The organism is Streptomyces sp. NPDC059679 (genome assembly GCF_042734105.1).
GTDB lineage: Bacteria > Actinomycetota > Actinomycetes > Streptomycetales > Streptomycetaceae > Streptomyces.
The window spans coordinates 1-20,986 of the sequence record NZ_JBHWES010000061.1 but is presented as its reverse complement, the minus strand read 5'-3'; the positions used below and the strand labels follow the sequence as shown (position 1 = coordinate 20,986).

Here is a 20,986-nt window from a genome sequence, read left to right as displayed (position 1 = left end):
CTTGCATCGGAACCGTAGCCTAGGATCGATGCAAGCGCATCGGAAAAGAAGGCAAGGGAGACGACCGGGCATGCCACGGCAGGTGGACCACGAGGGCCGACGCCGCCTCATCGCCGAGGCCATCTGCCGCATCGCCGACCAGCGCGGGCTGGAGGGCGTGACCCTGCGCGACGTCGCCGCCGTCGCGCAGGTCTCCATGGGGGCCGTTCAGCGCTGCTTCCGCAGCAAGGACGAGATGCTTTCGTTCGCCGTCGGCTACGTCGGCGAGCGCATCACCGAACGCGTACGGGCCCGGCTGGGCAGCAGCCCGGCCCGGTCGCCCGCCACGTCCCTGGGCCACGCGGCCACCGAGGTCGCCCTGCTCCGCGAGGAACACCGCGCGGAGGCCCGGGTCTGGCTCGCCTTCGTCGCCCAGGCCGCCGTCAGCGAACCGCTCGCCGAGACCCTGAGGGTCAGCTACGCGGCCCTCCAGGACCTCTTCGCCCGCCTCATCACCGAGGCCACGCAGAGCGCGGCCGCGCCGCCCGGACCACGGCGCGAGGCCCAGGCCCTGCTCGCCCTCGCGGACGGCCTCACCAGCCACGTACTCCTGGGCCACCTCACCCCCGAGGAGGCCGATGAGGTCCTGCACACCCACCTGGCCGGTCTCTGGGAACGCCTTGACACCACGGCTCGGCCCAATACCGACTGATCGAGCGAGCGGTCTAAGGCCGGACGGGCGGGCCGACGCGCTCCGTCGGCCCGCCGAACGGGAGGAACGTCGTCCGGGTGGCGAGCAGCCAGACGCCGGTCTCCTTGCGGAACGTGTCCTCGTAGTGGCCCACGTTCGCGGGCAGGCGGGGCGGCAGCATGCCGCCGCTGTAGCCGTCGACGCGGTACGTCGCGAAATAGGAGGTGGCGGTGGCCGTCGTCGGGGAGTCCACGGTGACCAGGATGTTCGTACACATCCGCCGCGACAGCCGGTCCGCCGGCCGCGACCCGAAGTACTCCCGCAGCGCCCCCCGTCCCTCGATCCGGCGGGCGCCCTGCGGCCACTCCCACACGCCGTCGGGCGTGAACAGCTCCGCCACGGTGGCGGCGTCTCCGAGGTCGAGGCGGGCGAGGAATTCGACGATCAGCCGCTCACAGGCGCGCTCGGCGAGCAGGTTGGCCAGGGGGCCCAGGGCACGGGGCTCGGCTTCGGGGTCGGCTCGGGCTTCGGTGGACATCTCCACTTCTTAGCAGCGCCGCGGGCTGTGCGACGACGGGTTTTTCGCAGGGCGCCGGTGTGTGAGATCCCCACGACAGAGACGTCGCGCCACGCAGGGTCGGCTCCGCGTGGGCACAGCGCCTAGGTCGATGAGGCGCGCACGGCCTCATCCGGTGGGCGGGCCCGGTTCCACCGCCTGGGACACCGCGGCGAGCAGGGTTTCGACCTCCATGCCCCAGCGGGAGCTGATGACCAGGTCGCGGGACGGGTCGACCCACAGCAGGTGGCCGCCGCCGTTGCCGCGGGCGCAGCGGCCGGTCGCCGGGGCGGTGGGCCATACGGTGTGGTGGTCGTTGAGCCACCAGGACAGGCCGTAGTTGGGCTTGTGCCGGCACGGGGTCCACATCTCCTCGATCCAGCGGGCGGAGAGGACCTGCCGCCGACCCCATCGGCCGCCGCTCAGACACAGGTGCCCAAGGCGGGCCAGGTCGAGCGCGTTGATCCACAGGCCCCCGCCCCAGTGGGCGCCGCCGGAGACCACCGGTACGCGGGTGCCGTCGACGTCCGTGAGGGAATTGGCGTAGCCGTGCCAGGACCAGGACGACGAGGCGCCGATGGGGTTCATGACGCGGTCCCGCAGGACGTCCGGCAGGGACCGCCCGAACAGGGCGGTGAGCGCCAGGGCGGCGAGGTTCACGCGGACGTCGTTGTACGCCCAGCCCTCACCGGGCGGCCCACCGGGCGACTCGGTGCCCTCCCGCGTGCTCTGCGCGTCGACCGATGTCGGCTTGGACCACAGCTCGCCCTCCCACTGGCTCGTCTGGTCCAGCAGATGGCGCCAGGTGATGCCCCGCCCATGGGCGTCGGCGAACTGCGGAAGCCCGACACGGACCGCGACCGGCTCGTCGAGGACGAGCAGCCCGTCGTCGTGGGCGATGCCGGCCACCAGCGCCAGCACGCTCTTCGTCGCGCTGTACGCCATCTCGGCGCGGGCCGGATCCCCCCAGGACGCGAGGACCGCGCCGCGCCGGACGATGACCCCGCTCGCGCCCTGGCCGTCCAGCAGCGGGCCGATGACCTCCCGGTGGGAGTCGTCGGCCACCTGGGCGGCGAGATATGACGCCATGTCCTCGATGCCGGGCACGGGACGCTCACCCTGCTGCCGGGCCGCCCGCGCCACGGCCTCCGCGTCCACGCCCTCCCAGGGATCCCCGGCGCCGACCGCCTCGTCCAGGCCCGCAAGTGCCTTGTCCATTCCCGCCCTTTCCATGGCCGCCGCGCGCGGTCGACCACTCATGAATTTCCTCTACCCGCGGTTTCCCGGTTCCGGAGCCGTTGATCCCAAGAGTTCCGCGAGCATTGGGCCCAGGCGGGCGGCGAGTGCTGGATCGGAGCGTTCCAGTTCGTCTGTCGCGACGGTGAGAGCCGCGGTCAGGGCGCGGCCCAGCTCCGGTTCTGTGAGCGCGCGGACGAGCGTCGTCTCCAGCGGTGCCGTGACTTCTTCGGGCAGCAGATGGGCGCCCTTCGCATGGGCGGCGGGATGGCCCAGCCGCAGACAGGCCAGCGTGATGACGTGGTCGCGGATGGCGCTGATCCAGTACTCGGCTTGCCACCAGCGCCTTCTGCGCAGGCAGACGCGGGCGTGCAGGGCGTGATGCCAGACGAGTCCGACAAGGGTGTCGCGGTCGGGGTCCTGGAAGGGTTCGAGCGATCGTGTCCGGCCGAAGACCGTCTGCCACTGCGGCCCCCTTGGGCCGAACTCGGCCTCCGGTGCGAAGGTCAGATCGAGCTCGAGCCAATCCGGCAACAGGAAGACGCGGATGACCCGTGAGCCGGCCGGCAGATCCCAGTGGTGTCGCGCGCCGAGCTCGTCGTAGAGCCACCGCGTCCATCGGTCCAGCGTCGCGGGCAACTCGCCGCGGACGGCGAGGACGAGGTCGGTGTCCGACCAGCGGTCATCGGCCCCGGTCGCGTACGAGCCGGTGAAGGCGGCGCCGACGATGGCGTCGTCGGCTTCCGCCTTCGCGAGCAACTGGCCCCGGACACGGCTCCGTTCTTCGGCGCTGAACATCACACGACTCCCCTTCTGGCCCTCGGGCCGGCCTGGTTCAGGTGCGGGCGATCAGGGCGTACCGCTCATCGCTGACCGGTCCGCCCCACAGCTCGCCGTCGCCGCTGAGGTCGTCGATGCGCAGCTCGGTCACGAGGGGGCGGACGGCGGCCGTCAGGTCTTCGGCGGTGATCCCTTGGTGCCAGGGCAGGGTTTCGGCCCCGGCCACGTACGGGACGCCGCTCTGCCCGGCCTCGCGCCACCGTCCTTCGACCAGGACGAGGGTGCCGCCGGGGCGCAGCCGGGCGGTCCACTGGCGCAGGGCCGCGTGCGGGTCGGGCAGGGTCCACAGCAGGTGTCGGCAGAGCAGCGCGTCGAAGCGGTCTTCGCCGGTGGGCGGTTGGGCGGCGTCCCCGACGAGGAAGGTGCCGGTGAAACCGGCGGCGGTGAGCTTGGCCCGGGCCTGGTCGACCATACGGGGCGCGAGGTCCACGCCGGTGACGTGGTGTCCGGCCGCCGCCAGCAGGTGCGCGAGCGAGCCGGTGCCGCAGCCCACATCCAGCACCCGGGCCGGGGCGGGCGGCATCCAGCGGTCCAGGAGGCGGGCCCATGCCTGGCGGGTGCTCTCGGCCCGCAGACCGTGATCGGGTTCGTCGTCGAAGTCGGGCGCGGCGGCGTCCCAGTAGGCGGTGATGGCAGCGGTATCCGTCATGGCGCGATCGTCTCAGCCGCCGCTGACAACGATCGCCGGGCGGGCGCTTCGGTGTGCGCCGAAACGTCCGGATCCTAGGCTCCGGGGCATGACCACCGCGCCGCTTCGCTCCACAACAGAAGCCCCCAGCCACATCGTGATCGAGCCGAGCATCCTGTACTTCGGGACGCCCGTCGTGCTTCTGTCGACGGAGAACGAGGACGGCTCGTTCAATCTCGCCCCGATCTCCTCCGCATGGGCGCTCGGGCACACGGTGGTGCTCGGGCTGGGGCGGGAAGGCCAGACGGCGCGGAACCTTCTCAGCCGGCCCGATGTCGTGATCAATCTGCCCGCCCCGGGCCAGTGGCGGGCGGTGGAGCGGCTGGCGCCGCTGACCGGGCGGAGTCCGGTGCTGTCGACCAAGGCGAAGGGGTGCCGGTTCGAGCCGGACAAGTTCGGGGCGGCCGGGCTGCACGAGGAACCGTCCCAGGTGGTCCGGCCACCGCGCGTCGCCGAGTGCCCCATCCAGTTGGAGGCCCGCGCCGAGCGGGTGCGGCCGGATGTCGCCGGAGGGTTCGTCATCGTCGAGGCCGTGGTGCGGAAGGTCCACGCCGACCCCCGCATCGTCGTACCCGGTACGGACCACGTCGATCCGGCCGCCTGGAGCCCGCTCGTCTACAACTTCCGTCACTACTTCGGACTCGGCCCCGAACTGGGCCACTCCTACCGCACCGAAACGCCCCGCAGGTCCGAGGACTGAGCCCGTGCACACCTCCGGGTGATCCCCCCCCGGCCCGGGACCGGTCCCCGCCCGGGTGCGGGACGGTCGGGAGGTGCCGGGGGTCCGCCTCGGCCGTGGGGCGCACGTGGCGCATGCGGCGCATCGTGGGAAAGGTGAGATCTGATGGCGGATCAGGCCGCGGAGCGTATGCCGGGCAGGGTCAAGTTCGCCGTGGCGGGCGTATGGGCTCAGGCCGCGGCCAACCTGATTGCCGGGGGCTCGCTGCTGTCGAAAGTGGACAGCCGGCTCGACCACGGCCAGGAGGTCTCGGAGCCCGGCCTGGTGCGGGGCCTGGCGTACTTCTCCATCGTCATGGCGGTTCTGCTGGCCGTCGCCAGCCTCTTCGCGCAGAAGCGGTTCGGATGGGTGTGGACCGTGTTCGTCGTCGTCGAGACGCTGGCCGTGGTGGGCGCGTTGTTCGGGATCGTGGCCGTGTGGCTGGGGCTTCAGGGCGTGAGCGCGGGCTCCATGGCCATCAGCCTGGTCCTCCCGCTCGCGATCGGCGGGGCGCTGATCACCGGCCGGGGGCAGGACTGGTTCAGTCGCTGATGCCGAGGGCCGCCGCGTGGGTCTCCAGGTGCTCGGCGGCCAGGGCGGTGGCAGATGCGTCGTCGCGGGAGGTGGCGACGACCAGGGCGCGGCCGGCCAGGGTGTGGGCGCGCTGGCGGAGGGCGGTGATGTGGGCCGGGGTGGCGGTGGTCGTGGTGGGGGCGGCGCGGAAGGGGGAGCGGCCGTCGCGCAGCCGGGTGATCTGGTCGGTGAGTCGCTGGGCGGCGGTGTCGAGGGCGGGGGCGGGGGTGAGGGCGCGCAGCTCGTCGGTGACGGTCAGCAGTGCGGTGAGGTGGCCCGCCAGTTGGTTGTCCAGCTCCTCCTCGCGGGAGCGGTGGGGGAAGTCGAGCCTGGGCTCGGCCATGGTGTGGACCGACTTGGTGCGGATCGGCTCGTACATGGATGGCCTCCAAGGGTTCTCAGGAGGCCATCCTAACTTAGACTCTGTCTAAAGTTGAGCGCCTGCTAAGGGTAGGATCCGCCGCGTGAAGGCGACATGCTGCCCGACGGGGAGCGGAGGATCGTCATGGAGGAGGTGCTCAAGGCCGCCCACTGAGCGGGCGGCCTTGTTCAGCTGGCGCGCCGCCGGGCCCGTTGAGCGACGGCTGTAGCCGTGTCAGTGCTGGCTGTAGCCGTCCAGGAACTTTCCGATCCGCGTCACCGCGTCCGCCAGGTCCTTCTTCGCCGGGAGCGTCACGATCCGGAAGTGGTCCGGCTCCGGCCAGTTGAAGCCCGTACCGTGCACGATCATGATCTTCTCGGAGCGCAGCAGGTCCAGGACCATCTGCCGGTCGTCCTTGATCTTGTAGACCGTGGGGTCGAGCCGCGGGAACGCGTACAGCGCGCCCTTCGGCTTGACGCAGCTCACGCCCGGGATCCGGGTCAGCAGCTCGTACGCCGTATCGCGCTGCTCCAGCAGCCGGCCGCCCGGCAGCACCAGGTCCTTGATGGACTGGCGGCCGCCGAGGGCCGCGGCCACCGCGTGCTGGGCCGGCATATTGGCGCACAGCCGCATATTGGCGAGGATGGTCAGGCCCTCGAGGTAGCTGGCGGCGTGGGCCTTGGGGCCGCAGACCGCGAGCCAGCCGCTGCGGTAGCCCGCGACGCGGTACGCCTTGGAGAGCCCGTTGAAGGTCAGGGTCAGCAGGTCGGGGGCGACGGCCGCGGTGGGGGTGTGGGTGGCGCCGTCGTAGAGGATCTTGTCGTAGATCTCGTCGGAGCAGACGACCAGGTTGTGGCGGCGGGCGAGCTCGGTGAGGCCGCGCAGCATCTCCTCGTCGTACACCGCGCCCGTCGGGTTGTTCGGATTGATGATGACCAGGGCCTTGGTGCGGTCGGTGACCTTGCGCTCGATATCGGCGAGGTCGGGCATCCAGTCCGACTGCTCATCGCAGCGGTAGTGCACGGCGGTGCCCCCGGCGAGTGAGACCGCGGCGGTCCACAGCGGGTAGTCGGGGGAGGGGACCAGGACCTCGTCCCCGTCGTCGAGCAGGCCCTGCATGGCCATCTGGATCAGCTCGGAGACGCCGTTGCCGAGGTAGACGTCCTCGACGTCCAGGTCGATGCCCTTGGTCTGGTAGTGCTGCATCACCGCGCGCCGGGCGGACAGCAGCCCCTTGGCGTCGCCGTACCCATGCGCCCCTCCGAGGTTGCGGAGCATGTCCTCCAGGATCTCCGGCGGGCATTCGAAGCCGAAGGTCGCGGGGTTGCCGGTGTTGAGCTTGAGGATGCGGTGACCGGCAGCCTCCAGCCGCATCGCCTCCTCGAGGACCGGACCCCGGATCTCGTAGCAGACGTTGGAGAGCTTCGTGGACTGGATCACCTGCATGTCGGCCACCTTACGGCGGTGTAACCGGGACCGCTCGGTGTTCTTCGCCACGTCGGCGGCGTAAGGCGGCGCAAGGCGGTGCAACGGGGCGTCTTCGGGCGTCTCCGGGCGGATGGGACGGCGGCGCGCGCCGGGTAACGAGTCGGTTTCCCGGGTCGATTTCCGCGCGCGAAGGGTTGGCCCGGACGGGTCGGCTGGCTATCGTTCACGCACTTCAAAGAATCGTTCCGCTGAACGAATAGCGGAGAAGGGTGGCCGGCCCATGTCCGACACCTCACCCCGACACGCCCCGGGGGCGGCCGGTACCCCGCCCACTCCGCGGGTGGCCGGTATCCCGCCCACCCCGGGGACGTCCGGGATACCGCGCAGGTCGCTGCTCGCCGGCGCGGCGGCGAGCGGCGCCGCGCTCGGTGCGTCCTGGCTGCTCAGCGGCTGTTCGGGCGCGGCCTCCGCGTCCCCGGCCGACGCCCTCCCCACCGCCGGGCCCACCGGCCGCCCCGACCGCGGCGGCACCCTGCGCATCGCCCGGCCGCCCGCCTCCGACGCCGAGACCCTGGACCCGGCCAGCTCCCTGTCCGCGTACGAATACCTGGGCGCCCTCTACAACCGGCTGGTGCGGATCGGCCCCGACGGCGCCCTGGTCCCCGACCTCGCCGAGTCCTGGGAGCCCGACGACAAAGTCCGCACCTGGACCTTCCGGCTGCGCCACGGCGTCACCTTCCACGACGGCCGCGCCTTCACCTCCGCCGACGCCGCCTACACCCTGCGCCACATCCTCGACCCCAAGACCGCCTCCCCGCAGGCCGGCGTGCTGGCGCCGCTGGTGGACCCGAAGCGGCTGCGCACCCCCGACGCCCACACCCTCGTCGTCCCGCTGAAGTCCCCGAACGCCGAGTTCCCCAGCCTGCTCACCAACTACAACTGCTACGTCATCCCCGACGGCAGCGCCGCCTCCATCGGCCGCACCGGCATCGGCACCGGCCCCTTCAAACTGGTCTCCTTCACCGCCGCCGGACCCGGCCGGATCACCGCGTACCCGGACCACTGGGCAGGCCGCCCCGTCCTGGACGCCATCGACTTCTACTCCGTCGCCGATATGCAGGCCCGCTCCAACGCCCTGCTCGCCGGCCAGGTCGATCTGCTCTCCCAGACCAACCTGGACTTCGCCACCGCCCGCGTCGTCGCCAACTCGTCCCGCGCCACCGTCGCCCGGGCGAAGAACGCCCAGTGGTACGTGCTGCCGATGCTCACCACCGAGAAGCCCTTCACCGACATACGGGTGCGGCAGGCGATGAAGCTCGCCTACGACCCCGAACACGTCCTGAAGGTCGCCCTCCAGGGCGCGGGCACCGTCGGCTGGGACAACCCCGTGCCGCCCACCGACCCCGGCCACCTGGCCAGCCACCCCGTCCACGACCCCGAAAAGGCCCGCCACCTGCTCAAACAGGCCGGGCAGGAACGGCTCGCGGTCGACCTCTACACCTCCTCCTACGACCCGATCTTCACGCCCATGGCCCTCGCCTACCAGGAGTCCGCCAAGCGGGCCGGCATCCGGATCCGGGTCAGGACGGCCGCCGCCGACTCGTACTACACCCAGATCTGGATGAAGAAGCCCCTCATGGCCACCTACTGGTACACCGGCCGCCCCATCGACCAGCTCCTCAACCAGGTCTTCCGGGGCGGCTCCTCGTACAACGAGACCGCCTGGGCCGACAAGGACTTCGACGCTCTGCTGGACCGGGCCCGCCGCGAGACCGACGAGGCCCGGCGCCGCGAGCTGTACCAGCAGGCGCAGAGCGCGGTCGTGGAGCGGGGCGGGGCGATCACCCCGATGTTCGCCGACCGGCTGGTCGGCATCTCCCGCAAGGTGCGCGGCTACGCGGAGCACGGCTTCGAGTTCGACTACCTCGGCATCGGGCTGAAGGGGGCGTGAGAGACATGCTCTCCTTTGTCGTACGACGGGTCGTGGCCGCGCTCGGCACGCTCCTGCTCTCCTCCGTCCTGGTCTTCCTCGCCGTCCAGTCCCTGCCCGGCGACGTCGCCACCCAGGTGCTCGGCAAGGACGCCACCCCCACCGCCGTCGCCGCGCTGCGCGACAAGCTCCACCTCGACCAGCCCGCCTGGGAGCGCTACCTGGAGTGGGTCAAGGGCGCGTTCCACGGCGACTTCGGCACCTCGCTCGTCAACGCCAAGCCGGTGGGCGGCGAAGTCGGCCAGTACCTCGGCAACTCCGCGCTGATCGCCGTCGTCACCGTCCTCTTCGCGGTCACCGGCTCGCTCGTGCTGGGCATCATCGCCGGGCTCTACCGCGACCGCTGGCCCGACCACCTCATCTCCACCGTCAGCCTGATCGGGATGAGCGTCCCCGAGTTCGTCGTGGCCACCGTGCTGGTGCTGCTCTTCTCCATCGCCGTCCCCGTCCTGCCCGCCGTGGTGCTCTACGGGCCCGACGCGAGCGTCGGACAACTGCTCCCGGCCGTATGGCTGCCCGCCGCCTCGCTCGCGATCGTGATGGCCGCGTACATCGTGCGGATGGCCCGCACCTCGGTCATCGACGTCATGGCCGGCGAATACGTCACCACCGCCCGGCTCAAGGGGCTGTCCACCTGGCGCGTGGTCACCCGCCACGCCCTGCCCGGCGCGCTGCTGCCCACCCTGCACGTCATCGCGCTCAATGTGGCGTGGCTGGTCGGCGGTGTGGCCGTCGTCGAGAACGTCTTCAACTACCCGGGCGTCGGCAAGCTGATGCTCTCCTCCGTACAGAACCGCGACCTGCCCGTCATCCAGGCCATCGCCCTGATCAGCGCGGTCGTCTACGTCTGCTGCAACCTGGCCGCCGACCTCGGCGCCATGGCCCTCAACCCCAAGCTCAGGACCCGAGGAGGGCGGACCCGATGAGCACCCTGAAGACCCCCGACGCTTCTGTCCCGGCCGAGCGGGTCGAAGCTCCCGCCGCCCGGCCCGGCTTCGCCGCCCGCACCTGGCGCACCGTACGCTCCTCCCGCGCCGCCACCATCGGGCTCGCGATCGTCGCCGTCCACGTCCTGATCGCGCTGCTCGCCCCCGTGCTGACCTCGTACGAGCCGACGGTCGGCGACGCCACGCACGCCCTGCTCGGCCCCGGCGCCGACCACTGGGCGGGCACCGACAGTTACGGCCGCGACGTACTGGCCCGGGTGCTGTACGGCGGGCGGTACGCGCTCGGCGTCTCCGTCGCCGCGACCGTGCTGACCATCGCCCTCGGCACCGTCCTCGGCTGTGCGGCCGCGCTGCGCGGCGGCTGGCTGGACGATGTGCTGATGCGGGTGCTGGACGCCGTGCTGTCCATCCCCTCGATCCTCGCCCTGCTGGTCGTCGTCACCGCGCTCGGCACCGGGCCCGCGGTCATCGTGCTCGCCATCGCCGTCGTCTACGTCCCGCAGGTCGTACGGGTCGTCCGCGGCGCCGCGCTGGCCGTCGCCCCCGCCGACTACGTCACCGCCGCCCGCGCCCGCGGCGAGCGGACCTGGTCGATCCTGTGGCGCGAGGTGCTGCCCAACATCGTTGACGTGGTGTGCGTCGAGTTCGCGATGCGCGCCTCGTGGGTGGTGCTGCTGATCAGCTCCCTGTCCTTCCTCGGCTTCGGCGCCAACCCGCCCACCCCCGACTGGGGGCTGATGGTCGCCGAGAACCGCACCGCCATCACCGTCGTACCGATGGCGAGCCTGGCGCCCATCATCGCCCTGGCCACGCTCGTGATCGGGCTCAACCTCGCCGCCGATGGCCTCTCCAAGGCGTGGGGCGTGGACCGGATCCGGGAGGGCTCCTGATGACTGCCATCGTTTCCGTGGAGGGCCTGAGCGTCGCCTACCGCTCCGGGGGCCGGGACGTCCCCGTCGTCCACGAGGCCGGCTTCGAACTGAGCCCCGGACAGACCCTCGCCCTCGTCGGCGAGTCCGGCAGCGGCAAGTCGACCGTCGCCGCCACCCTGCTCGGACATCTGCGGCACGGCTCGCGCATCACCGCGGGCACGGTACGGGTCGACGGGCGCGATGTCTTCGCCCTCCCGGCCAAGGAGCTGCGGCGGCTGCGCGGCGGTACGGTCGCCATGGTCGCGCAGAACGCCGGGCACGCCCTGACCCCCTCGATGCGGGTCGGCCGGCAGATCGCCGAGGCCCTGCGCGGCGACGCCGCCGCCGACCGCACCGCCGTCACCGCCGCCGTCACCGACCTCCTCGACCAGGTCCGCCTCCCGCGCCCCGCCGAACTCGCCCGCCGCTACCCGCACGAACTCTCCGGCGGGCAGCAGCAGCGCGTCGCCATCGCCATGGCCATCGCCGCCCGCCCCAAGGTCCTCGTCCTCGACGAACCCACCACCGGCCTCGACGTCATCACCCAGCGCGGCGTCCTCGACCTGCTCGCCGCGCTGCGCGACGAACTCGGCCTCGCCGCCGTCCTGGTCAGCCACGACCTCGGCGTCGTCAACCACATGGCCGACGAGGTCGCGGTGTTGCGCGCGGGCCGGGTCGTGGAGGCCGCCCCCACCCGCCGACTCTTCGCCGCGCCCGCCGACCCGTACACCCGGCGGCTGCTGGCCAGCGTCCCGCGCCTGTCCGACGCCGGGCTCGCCCTCGTCGCCGAGGACGGCACCCGCGAGATCCGCCCCAAGGCCCAGGTCCCCGCCGACGCCCCGGAGGCGGTCGCCGTCCGCGACATCACCATCGACTACGGCGCGAGCCGCGCGGTCGATGGAGTGTCGTTCCGGGTACGGCGCGGGGAAGTGCTGGCGCTGGTCGGCGAGTCCGGCAGCGGCAAGTCCACGCTGGCGTGGTCGCTGGCGGGGCTGCGGGCGCCGTCGGGGGGTGAGATGACCGCGACAGGGGCCGACGGCTCGCCTTCGGACTCGCCCGCCGACGGCGACCTGGCCCGCCCGGCGCGGCAGCGGCCGCTGTCCCTTCGGCGCAAGGTCCAACTCGTCTTCCAGAACGCCGACACGTCCCTGAACCCCAGGCGTTCGGTGGGGGACGCGGTACGGCGCCCACTGCGCTTCTTCGGCACGGCACCCTCCCGTACGGCCGCCGCCACCCGCGCCCAACAGCTCATCGCCGACGTACGCCTCGACCCGGCCCTCGCCGACCGCCTGCCCGCGCAGCTCTCGGGCGGTCAGCGGCAGCGGATCGGAATCGCCCGGGCGCTGGCCGGCGAGCCCGACGTACTGATCGCCGACGAGATCACCACCGCGCTCGACGTCTCCGTCCAGGCCGAAGTGCTGCGCCTGCTCGACGACCTGCGGCGCGAACGCGAGCTCGCGTGCCTGTTCATCAGCCACGACCTGGCCGTGGTGCGGGGGATCGCCGACCGGGTGGTGGTGCTGCGGCACGGGGTGGTGGTCGAAGAGGGCCCCACGGACGCGGTCTTCGCGGCCCCCGGCCACCCCTACACCCGCCGCCTCATGGCCGCGGCCCTGGACCCCGACGGGGGAGCCGGAGAGGGGTCCGAGGCGGCTGACGACTGGCAGGACGCCGCGGAACCGGACGACGTCTGGACCGACCTCGGCCCCGGCCACCGCATCCGCCGCTGGCGCCCGGCGGCCACCTGACCGCGCACACCCCCCACACGTACGACCGAGGAGCTTCACCACGTGAGATATCGCGAGGAGTTCGACCGCGAAGTCCGGACGGAGGACGTCTGGATCCCCACCCGGGACGGCACCCGGCTGCACGCACGCATCTGGCGACCTGTCGACACCGACGCCACCGCAAACCCCGTCCCCGCGCTGCTGGAGTACCTGCCGTACCGCAAGAGCGACTGGACCGCCCCGCGCGACGCGCAGCGTCACCCCTGGTACGCCGGGCACGGCTACGCCTCCGTCCGGGTCGATCTGCGCGGCAGCGGGGACTCCGAGGGCGTGATGCTCGACGAGTACACCGAGACCGAGCTCGCCGACGGGGTCGACGTCGTGGAGTGGCTGGCCGCCCAGCCGTGGTGCACGGGCAAGGTCGGCATGTTCGGCATCTCGTGGGGCGGGTTCAACTCGCTTCAGATCGCCGCCCTGCGCCCGGAGCCGCTGAAGGCGATCGTCACCGTCTGCTCGACCGACGACCGTTACGACAACGACGTCCACTACACCGGCGGCGCCGTGCTCGGCATCGACATGCTCGCCTGGGCCGGCACCATGCTCGCGTTCACGGCCCGCCCGCCGGACCCGGCCGCCGTGGGCGAGGACCGGTGGCTGCCCATGTGGCGGGAGCGGCTGGCGGCGCTGGAGCCGTATCTGCACACCTGGCTGGCGCACCAGGAGCGGGACGGCTATTGGCGGCACGGCAGCGTCTGCGAGGACTACGGCGCGATCGACGCGGCGGTCCTCGCGGTGGGCGGCTGGGCCGACCCGTACCGGGACACCGTGCTGCGGCTGGTCGAGCACCTTGACGCACCCGTACGGGGGCTGATCGGACCCTGGTCGCACCAGTACCCGGACCGCGGCCTGCCGCCGGGCCCCGCGATCGGCTTTCTGCAGGAGACGCTGCGCTGGTGGGACCACTGGCTCAAGGGCGTGGACACCGGGGTCATGGAGGAGCCGGCCCTGCGCTCCTGGATCAACGACCCGGTGCCGCCCGCGACCCACTACCCGGCCATGCCCGGCCGCTGGGTCGCCGACGACGCCTGGCCCACCCCGGCCGTCAGCTGGGACGAGCGGCCGCTGGGCACCGGCACGGCGCCGGTGATCGTGCGCTCCCCGCTGCACACCGGCATCGACGCGGGCCGCTTCTTCCCCTTCGGCAATGCCACCGACCTGCCCCCCGACCAGCGCGAGGAGGACGGCCGTTCGGTCTGCTTCGACTCGGCGCCGCTGACCGGGCGCGTGGAGATCCTGGGCCGCCCGCGCGTCCGGCTGCGCCTGGACAGCAGCACCCCGCGCGCGCATGTCATCGCGCGCGTCTGCGACGTCGCCCCCGACGGCTCCTCGACCCTGGTCACCCGGGGCGTGCTCAACCTGCTGTCCCGGCAGGGCCGGGACAAGGCGGTGGAGTGGGTGCCGGGAACGTACGAGGACGTGGAGTTCGAGCTGAACGCCATCGGGTACGCCTTCCCGCCCGGCCACCGCATCCGCGTCGCCGTCTCCGACCAGTACTGGCCGTGGGTCTGGCCGCACGGCGGACTCGGCGAGCACGGCGAACGCGGCGCGCTGACCGTGCGGCCCGCGGACAGCGCCCTGCTGCTCCCCGTACGCGACCCGGACGCCGACACCGGCCGCCCGCCGGTCGCCTTCGAGGAGCCGGAGCAGGCCCCGCCGCTCCCGGTGACCACCGAGCCGCCCGCCGGGCCCCGGCCCGAGCGGGTGGTGCGGCACGACGTGGCGACCGGGGAGTGGACCCTGGAAGTGGACCCCAACTACGGGGGCTCGCGCACCTACCCCGACGGTCTGCGCTACGAGGAGAGCGCCCTGGAGACGTACCGGATCCGCGGCGGCGACCCGCGCTCGGCCGTGGCAAGCTCCCAGTGGACCATCCGGCTGCGGCGGGGCGACTGGGACGCGCTGATCGTGACCAGTACGGAACTCCGCGCGACGGCCACGGAATTCATCATGGACAGCAGCCTCGAAGCACGGGCGAACGGAGAGACAGTGGCCAAGCGCACCTGGCACCACACCATCCCCAGGACCTCGGCATGACGCCGTCCGCGGCCGATCGTACGGGCCGCCCCAAGGCCCCCCGGCGGGCCGTCGCCGCCTCCGAGCGCACCCGGCAGCCCACCGAGGTGCGCCGCCGCCTGATCGTGGAGGCCGCCGTACCGCTCATCGTGGAGCGCGGTTCCGCGGCGGTGGGCGTACGCGATGTGGCGGCCGCGGCGGGGGTCTCCGTCGGCACGGTCACCTACCACTTCGAGAGCGTCCAGGAAGTCCTCTCCGAGGCGATGGTGCTGCACATCGAGCGCTACTACGCGGCGCTCAGCGAGGCCGCCGCCCGCGCCACCAGCGGCGCCGAGGGGCTGCGGCTGCTCATCGACGCGCTGTTCACCGACGACACCGACCGCCACTGGCGGATGTGGTTCGACTACTGGCACGCGGGCGACCGCGACCAGGCGTTCGCCCGCGGCCAGGCCGAGCGCTACGAGAGCTGGCACGGCGAGATCCGCTCCCTTGTCGAACGGGGCGCGGACGAGGGTGACTTCCGCTGCGCCGACCCCGCCGACTTCGCCGTGCGCTTCGCCGCCCTCGCCGACGGCCTGGCCCTTCAGCGGCTGCGCCAGGCCCCGCCGCTGAGCACGGACGCCGCGCGGCGCCACCTCTACCGGCTGGTGGAGGTGGAACTAGAGGCGGGGACGGCGGGCTGACCGGCGCTCAGCCCGCTGCCGTACGCCGCACGGACCGCCCCGCCAGGACGTCCGTACGCCGCCCGTCCTCGATGACGAAGCGGCCGTCGATGAGTACGTGCGGAATCCCGGTCGGCAGGGTGCGCGGGGACTCGAAGGTGGAGCCCGCGGCGACCGTGCCCGGGTCGAAGAGGACGAGGTCGGCGCGGTAGCCCTCGCGGACCAGGCCCCGGTCGGGCAGGCGGAGGCGGGCCGCGGGGCGCGCGGTGAGGTGGGCCACGCACTCCTCCAGGGACAGCACGCCCAACTCGCGCACATAGCGGCCCAGATACTGCGGGAAGGTCCCGTACGCGCGCGGGTGCGGCTTGGCGCCTTGCAGGATGCCGTCGCTGCCGCCCGTGTGCACGGGGTGCTTCATGATCGCCCGCACGTTCTCCTCGTTCCCGGCGTGCTGGAGGATCGTCGAGCCGAGCCGGTCCTCCAGCAGCAGCCGGCGCGCGGTGTCCCATGGCGCCTCGCCGCGCTCGTGCGCCGACTGGGCGACCGTCTTGCCGACGTACGCCTCCAGGGCGGGGTGGCTGACCCCCGAGATCTCGATGGTGTCCCAGTCGACGGGCACACCGTGACACCCGTCGGCCCCCTCCACCTCCATGACATGCCGGATCCGCTCGGCGGTCGCCTCGTCCCGGAGCCGGTCCAGGATGGCCTGCGGCCCGCCCTCGGCGGCCCAGCTCGGCAGCAGCGCGGCGAGCGTGGTGCAGCCCGGGAGGTAGGGATAGGTGTCGAGGCTGATGTCGGAGCCCTCGGCGAGCGCCTTGTCCAGCAGCGCGAGCAGTTCGGGGGCGCGGCCCTTGTTCAGGCCGAAGTTCATGGTCGCGTGCGCGAGATGCAGCGCGCAGCCCGCCTCGCGGGTGAGGGCCACCATCTCCTCGTACGCCTCCAGGGCGCCCGCGCCGTACGAGCGGTGGTGCGGGCAGTAGTAGCCGTCGTACGCGGCGACGACGCGGCACAGCTCGGTGAGCTCGGCGTCGGACGCGTACATCCCGGGCGTGTACGTGAGCCCGGACGACAACCCGACCGCCCCCTGCTCAAGACCCTCCGCGACCAGCCGCTTCATCCGCTCCAGCTCGTCCGGGGCGGCGTCCCGGTCCACCCAGCCGACCGCGAGCATGCGGACGGCGCCCTGGGGGATGAGATACGCGGCGTTGACCGCGATGCCCTGGCCGTCGAAGCCGTGGTCGAGGCGGTCCAGGTACTCGCCGACGGTGCGCCAGCTGAAGTCGATGTCCGAGCCGTCGCCGTTCCAGCCGGTGATGGCCGTACGGACCTCGGCGAGGCTGCGGTCGTCGACGGGCGCGTACGACAGGCCGTCCTGGCCGATCACCTCCAAGGTCACGCCCTGCGCGGCCTTGGCGGAGTGGTCCGGGTCGCGCAGCAGCGCGAGGTCGCTGTGCGCGTGCATATCGATGAACCCGGGCGCGAGGGCGAGTCCGTCGGCCTCCACCACTCGCTGACCTGTCGGGCGCGGCCCGGCGCCCTCCGCCACGATGCGGGCGATCCGCCCGCCGTCGACGGCGACATCCGCCCGGTACCGCGCGCCGCCGCTGCCGTCGATGACCTGCGCGTCGCGAATGACCATGTCCATATGCGCTGCCTCTCCCTGTCCGTATCGCTCCGCGCCTCCGGCGCGCTGTCTTCCCCACCCACCCGCCCATGGTGCTTGGGCGGAGCCCCACAGAAAGGGCGGGTGGGTGGGCTAGAAGAACGTGCGGATGTAGTCCGTGACCGTGCCGTCCGCCTCGGCCACTGGGATCAGCTGCCACTTGTCGAAGCTGGTGCAGGGGTGGGAGAGGCCGAGGCCCACCCAGTCGCCGACCTCCAGCGGCGTGCCTTCCTCGACCGCGAGCCAGGTGTGCTGGTCGGAGAGGCCGGTGACGGTGAGGCCGGTGGCGGGGCGTTCGGGGCCGTCTGGGGAGCGGATGACTTGAGGCTCGGGCAGGTCCAGGTCGTACGCCGCGTCGCGCTTGCCCGCGTTGAGGAAGGCTTGGCCGGGCTCGGGGCGGGAGACGACCTGGGCCCAGAGGCGGAAGGCGGGGTGCAGGGCGCCTTCGTCGGGGACGCGGTTGAAGGGGGTGATGTGGCGGTAGTGGCCGTCGTCGTGGGAGACGTACGCGCCGGAGCGCAGCAGCTTCAGGACCGGGCCGGACAGCTCGGGCAGCTCCGCGAAGACGTCCGCGACCGCGTCGAACCACGCGCTGCCGCCCGCGCTGACCACGATCTCGTCCGCGTCCGCGAACCGGCCCTCGCCGTCGAAGGCGACGGCCAGCGCGGTGAGCCGGCGCAGCCACGCCCGTACCCGTTCGCCGTCCGGTTCGGGCACCTCGCCCTCGTAGCCGGCGACGCCGACGAGGCGGAGGGTGTCGGTGACGGCGACCGCGTCGGCGACGGCTGTGCAGTCGGCCTCCGTACGGGCGCCGGTGCGGGCGCCGGGGCCCGCGCCGAGTTCGACGACGACGTCGAGGGGGCGGCGGGCGCCGGCCTCGCGCAGGGCCGCGTCCATGAGCTCGACGCCGCGCGGGGAGTCGACGTACGCGATGAAGCGGAAGTCGGGGTCGGCGTCCAGCTCCTGGGCGAGCCAGCCGAGCGCGGCGGCGTCCACGATCTCGTTGGCGAGGAAGATCCGCTGGATGCCGAAGGCGCGGTACATGCGCACATGGGTGGGGACGGCGGCGGTGATGCCCCAGGCGCCGTGGGCGAGTTGGCGTTCGAAGAGCTGGGGGGCGAGGGAGGTTTTGCCGTGCGGGGCGAAGGCCAGTCCGTGGGCGGCGGAGTAGCGCTCCATGGCGGCGAGGTTGTGCTCCAGGGCCTCGGCGGACAGCACCAGGACCGGGGTGGTGAAGCCGCCGGTGAACAGTGAGCGGCGCTCGGCGGCCAGCTCGCCGACCGTACGGCCTTCGGCGCCGGGGGGCAGGCCCTTGAAGCGGTGGTCGACGCGCTCGCGGGCGAGGCGCCCGACGGGGGAGTCGGGTGTGCCGGCGGTGTGGTCGGCGGCCATGGAGCCTCCCATAAATCCTTGGTTGCAATATGTGCAACGGTCATTGCGTATGGCGCTTAACGGTGTCTAACATCCCGCCGAGCACCCGGTCAACGGTGCGCGCGCCACACCCGAGCCAGCAAGGAGCCAGCCCCTCGTGTCTGCAGACCTCCACGCCGACACCGCCGACATCGCTGACGTCACTGACGCCGTCGACGTCGTGTGCCTCGGCGAGTCGATGGTCACCTTCGTGCCGTCCTCGCCGGGCCGGCTCGCCGACGTGCCGGCGTTTTCGCGGGGGATCGGCGGCGCGGAGTCCAACGTGGCGTGCTCGCTCGCGCGCGTCGGACACACCGCCCGGTGGATCAGCCGCGTCGGGGCGGACGGGTTCGGGGACCACCTCGTCGCGGAGATCGCCGCCGCGGGCGTGGACGTCTCGTATGTGCGGCGCGACCCGGACCGGCCCACCGGCATCTACTTCCGTACGGCGGGGGAGCGGGCGCTCACCGACGCGCACCAGGGGGAGGAGCCGGTCTCCGAGGTCGTGTACTACCGGGCCGGGTCCGCCGCCTCGGCCATGTCCCCGCGCCGGGTGCCCCGCGAGCGGGCGTGGTCGGGCCGCGTTCTGCATCTCACCGGGATCACCGCGGCCCTCTCCGACGATTGCCACACCCTGATGCGGGAGCTCACCGCCCGCGCCCCGGGCCGCCCCCTCCTCTCCTTCGACGTCAACTACCGCACGGCGCTGTGGCGCGGTCGGGACTGCCGACTCCTTCTAGATCTTGCCCGCGGCTGCGACCTCGTCTTCGTCGGCGAGGACGAGGCCGTGGCCGCCTGGGGGCTGCGCGGCGCGGACGCGGTCCGGGCGGCCCTGCCCGAGCCGGCGGTGCTGGTGGTCAAGCAGGGGAGCGCGGGCGCCACGGCGTACGCACGGCAGCCGGACGGCGGTGACGCGGTCGTCTTCGAACCGGCCCTGGACGTCGATGTGGTCGCGTCCGTCGGGGCCGGTGACGCCTTCGCCGCCGGGTTTCTGTCGGGCACCCTGCGCGGGCTGCCCGTCGCGGCGCGGCTGCGGCACGGCCATCTGATGGCGGCCGCCGCCCTCACCGTCCCCGGCGACCTCGGCACCCCGCCGTCGCGCGAGCGCGCCGACGGCCTGGTCGCCCTCGACGCCGGCGCGTGGGGCACACTGCGATTCGGCCCCGGCTGGACGGACACCGGGACGCCCGGGACCGTACGCGCGGAGGTGCCCCACCCATGAGTCAGACCGTCGATCGAGCGCTGAGCATCCTGCCGCTGCTGGCAGAGGGCCCGGCCAACCTGGAGCAGGTGGCCAAGCGGCTCGGCGTGCACAAGACGACCGCGCTGCGGCTGCTGCGCACCCTGCATGAGCACGGCATGGTCTACCGGCAGCAGGACCAGCGCTACCGGCTCGGCGCCCGTCTCTTCGCGCTCGCCCAGCAGGCCGTGGAGAACCTGGACGTGCGCGAAATCGCCCACCCGTATCTGGCCGGGCTCAACGAGCAGTGCGGGCACACCGTCCACCTCGCCGTGTACGAGGAGAACGAGGTGGTCTACATCGACAAGGTGGAAAGCCGCTACCCGGTCCGGATGTACTCGCGGATCGGCAAGCCCGTCGCCATCACCGTGGCCGCGGTCGCCAAGCTGCTGCTGGCCGATCTGCCCGAGGCGGAGCGGCGCGCGGTCGCCGAGAGGCTGCAGTACCCCGCGTACACCGCGCGCTCCACCCCGAACGCCGCCGCGTTCCTCAAGGAACTGGCGACCGTACGGGAGCAGGGCTGGGCCACCGATCTCGGCGGCCACGAGGAGTCGATCAACTGCGTCGGGGCACCCATCCGGGGTGCGGACGGGCGGGTGGTCGCCGCGTGTTCGGTCTCCGCGCCGAACGTCGTGGTCTCGGCTGAGGAACTACTCGAACTGCTGCCGCTGGTGCGCCGTACCGCGGAGGCGATCAGCCGGGAGTACTCAGGAAGCGCCCAGCCCGACCAGCCGGACCCCGACCAGCCGGACCCTGACCAGCCGGACCCTGACGACAAGTAACCGACAGAAGACCCGAGGAACCCCATGAGCGAGAAGCTTCAGAAGATCGCGATCACCCCGGACACCCACACCGCGCCCCCCGCCAAGTTCTCGCACGGTGTCAAGAAGGGCAACATCCTCCAGGTCGCCGGGCAGGTCGGCTTCGGCCCCGCGGTCCCGGGCCAGGCGCCGGCCCCGGTGGGGCCGACGCTGCGCGAGCAGACCCTGCAGACCCTGCGCAATGTGCAGTCCGTCCTGGAGGCGGGCGGGGCGAGCTGGGAGGACGTGGTGATGGTGCGCGTCTACCTCACCGACACCGCCCACTTCGCCGAACTCAACGAGATCTACAACGACTTCTTCGCGGATCTGAAGGAGGCCCCGGCGGCCCGTACGACCGTCTACGTCGGCCTTCCCGCCGGGCTGCTCATCGAGATCGACGCGCTCGCCGTCCTCGGCTGACGCCCGCGCCGCGCCCACGCCCGCGCCCGGGTCGGCGGGCGGGGTACGGCGGGCGGGGTCTGCCCCGCCCGCC

20 protein-coding genes are annotated in these 20,986 nt (G+C 72.6%); 12 read left to right on the top strand and 8 right to left on the bottom strand.

The features are described from left to right. Window positions 1-70: 70 nt before the first annotated feature. On the top strand, window positions 71-691 hold the full coding sequence (locus ACFV2X_RS42265; protein ID WP_385626661.1) for a TetR/AcrR family transcriptional regulator: 621 nt from the start codon (window positions 71-73) through the stop codon (window positions 689-691). Between the two features lie 13 nt (window positions 692-704). Here the strand turns inward: ACFV2X_RS42265 and ACFV2X_RS42260 are convergent, their stop codons facing one another. From ACFV2X_RS42260 to ACFV2X_RS42245, 4 genes are all read right to left on the bottom strand, one after another. Continuing rightward, window positions 705-1,208, bottom strand: coding sequence for a nuclear transport factor 2 family protein (locus ACFV2X_RS42260; RefSeq protein ID WP_385626659.1), 504 nt, complete (start codon window positions 1,206-1,208; stop codon window positions 705-707). A gap of 147 nt (window positions 1,209-1,355) precedes the next feature. After that, on the bottom strand, window positions 1,356-2,444 hold the full coding sequence (locus tag ACFV2X_RS42255) for a serine hydrolase domain-containing protein (RefSeq protein ID WP_385626657.1): 1,089 nt from the start codon (window positions 2,442-2,444) through the stop codon (window positions 1,356-1,358). Between the two features lie 51 nt (window positions 2,445-2,495). After that, window positions 2,496-3,260 carry a hypothetical protein gene (locus tag ACFV2X_RS42250; RefSeq protein WP_385626655.1) on the bottom strand — a complete coding sequence of 255 codons (765 nt, stop codon included), beginning with the start codon at window positions 3,258-3,260 and terminating at the stop codon, window positions 2,496-2,498. A gap of 37 nt (window positions 3,261-3,297) precedes the next feature. Continuing rightward, window positions 3,298-3,951 carry a class I SAM-dependent methyltransferase gene (locus tag ACFV2X_RS42245; protein ID WP_385626653.1) on the bottom strand — a complete coding sequence of 218 codons (654 nt, stop codon included), beginning with the start codon at window positions 3,949-3,951 and terminating at the stop codon, window positions 3,298-3,300. A gap of 88 nt (window positions 3,952-4,039) precedes the next feature. Between ACFV2X_RS42245 and ACFV2X_RS42240 the strand changes: the two genes are divergently transcribed. Together ACFV2X_RS42240 and ACFV2X_RS42235 are read left to right on the top strand one after the other, a co-directional pair. Next, complete coding sequence (locus ACFV2X_RS42240) at window positions 4,040-4,690, top strand: flavin reductase family protein (protein ID WP_385626651.1); 651 nt, start codon at window positions 4,040-4,042, stop codon at window positions 4,688-4,690. Window positions 4,691-4,834: 144 nt separating this feature from the next. Further along, window positions 4,835-5,260, top strand: coding sequence for a hypothetical protein (locus tag ACFV2X_RS42235; protein WP_385626649.1), 426 nt, complete (start codon window positions 4,835-4,837; stop codon window positions 5,258-5,260). Here ACFV2X_RS42235 and ACFV2X_RS42230 read toward each other — a convergent pair. Next, window positions 5,250-5,660: a hypothetical protein gene (locus ACFV2X_RS42230; RefSeq protein WP_385626647.1), complete on the bottom strand. Its 411-nt coding sequence runs from the start codon at window positions 5,658-5,660 to the stop codon at window positions 5,250-5,252. The two genes, ACFV2X_RS42235 and ACFV2X_RS42230, sit on opposite strands and share 11 nt — an antisense overlap. 216 nt (window positions 5,661-5,876) lie before the next feature. Next, window positions 5,877-7,088: a pyridoxal phosphate-dependent aminotransferase gene (locus ACFV2X_RS42225; protein ID WP_385626754.1), complete on the bottom strand. Its 1,212-nt coding sequence runs from the start codon at window positions 7,086-7,088 to the stop codon at window positions 5,877-5,879. A gap of 262 nt (window positions 7,089-7,350) precedes the next feature. Here ACFV2X_RS42225 and ACFV2X_RS42220 point away from each other — a divergent pair, with 262 nt between their 5' ends. Genes ACFV2X_RS42220 through ACFV2X_RS42195 form a run of 6 tightly spaced genes read left to right on the top strand, consistent with a single transcriptional unit; the run spans window position 7,351 to window position 15,401 of the window. After that, window positions 7,351-9,021 carry an ABC transporter substrate-binding protein gene (locus ACFV2X_RS42220; RefSeq protein WP_385626645.1) on the top strand — a complete coding sequence of 557 codons (1,671 nt, stop codon included), beginning with the start codon at window positions 7,351-7,353 and terminating at the stop codon, window positions 9,019-9,021. A gap of 5 nt (window positions 9,022-9,026) precedes the next feature. Next, window positions 9,027-9,986, top strand: a complete 960-nt coding sequence (locus ACFV2X_RS42215; protein WP_385626752.1) for an ABC transporter permease — start codon at window positions 9,027-9,029, stop codon at window positions 9,984-9,986. After that, a complete protein-coding gene (locus ACFV2X_RS42210) occupies window positions 9,983-10,897 on the top strand; it encodes an ABC transporter permease (RefSeq protein WP_385626643.1) in 915 nt (304 codons plus the stop codon). The genes ACFV2X_RS42215 and ACFV2X_RS42210 overlap by 4 nt, the downstream gene beginning before the upstream one ends. Next, the gene (locus ACFV2X_RS42205) at window positions 10,897-12,666 is read left to right on the top strand and encodes a dipeptide ABC transporter ATP-binding protein (RefSeq protein ID WP_385626641.1); all 1,770 of its coding nucleotides are present in this window, start codon (window positions 10,897-10,899) and stop codon (window positions 12,664-12,666) included. The genes ACFV2X_RS42210 and ACFV2X_RS42205 overlap by 1 nt, the downstream gene beginning before the upstream one ends. 42 nt (window positions 12,667-12,708) lie before the next feature. Further along, window positions 12,709-14,739, top strand: a complete 2,031-nt coding sequence (locus ACFV2X_RS42200) for a CocE/NonD family hydrolase (RefSeq protein WP_385626639.1) — start codon at window positions 12,709-12,711, stop codon at window positions 14,737-14,739. Continuing rightward, complete coding sequence (locus ACFV2X_RS42195; protein WP_385626637.1) at window positions 14,736-15,401, top strand: TetR/AcrR family transcriptional regulator; 666 nt, start codon at window positions 14,736-14,738, stop codon at window positions 15,399-15,401. The genes ACFV2X_RS42200 and ACFV2X_RS42195 overlap by 4 nt, the downstream gene beginning before the upstream one ends. A 7-nt stretch (window positions 15,402-15,408) precedes the next feature. Here the strand turns inward: ACFV2X_RS42195 and ACFV2X_RS42190 are convergent, their stop codons facing one another. Further along, window positions 15,409-17,025 carry an amidohydrolase family protein gene (locus ACFV2X_RS42190; protein WP_385626635.1) on the bottom strand — a complete coding sequence of 539 codons (1,617 nt, stop codon included), beginning with the start codon at window positions 17,023-17,025 and terminating at the stop codon, window positions 15,409-15,411. A 111-nt stretch (window positions 17,026-17,136) separates the two neighbouring features. Beyond that, window positions 17,137-18,435, bottom strand: coding sequence for an amino acid deaminase (locus ACFV2X_RS42185; RefSeq protein ID WP_385626633.1), 1,299 nt, complete (start codon window positions 18,433-18,435; stop codon window positions 17,137-17,139). A 136-nt stretch (window positions 18,436-18,571) separates the two neighbouring features. Here ACFV2X_RS42185 and ACFV2X_RS42180 point away from each other — a divergent pair, with 136 nt between their 5' ends. From ACFV2X_RS42180 to ACFV2X_RS42170, 3 genes are read left to right on the top strand one after another with little or no spacing between them, the layout of a single operon-like run. Then, window positions 18,572-19,675, top strand: coding sequence for a sugar kinase (locus ACFV2X_RS42180; protein ID WP_385626631.1), 1,104 nt, complete (start codon window positions 18,572-18,574; stop codon window positions 19,673-19,675). Beyond that, on the top strand, window positions 19,672-20,475 hold the full coding sequence (locus tag ACFV2X_RS42175; protein WP_385626629.1) for an IclR family transcriptional regulator: 804 nt from the start codon (window positions 19,672-19,674) through the stop codon (window positions 20,473-20,475). Before ACFV2X_RS42180 ends, ACFV2X_RS42175 begins: the two co-directional genes overlap by 4 nt. 24 nt (window positions 20,476-20,499) lie before the next feature. After that, window positions 20,500-20,913, top strand: a complete 414-nt coding sequence (locus ACFV2X_RS42170) for a RidA family protein (protein WP_385626627.1) — start codon at window positions 20,500-20,502, stop codon at window positions 20,911-20,913. Window positions 20,914-20,986 lie beyond the last annotated feature (73 nt).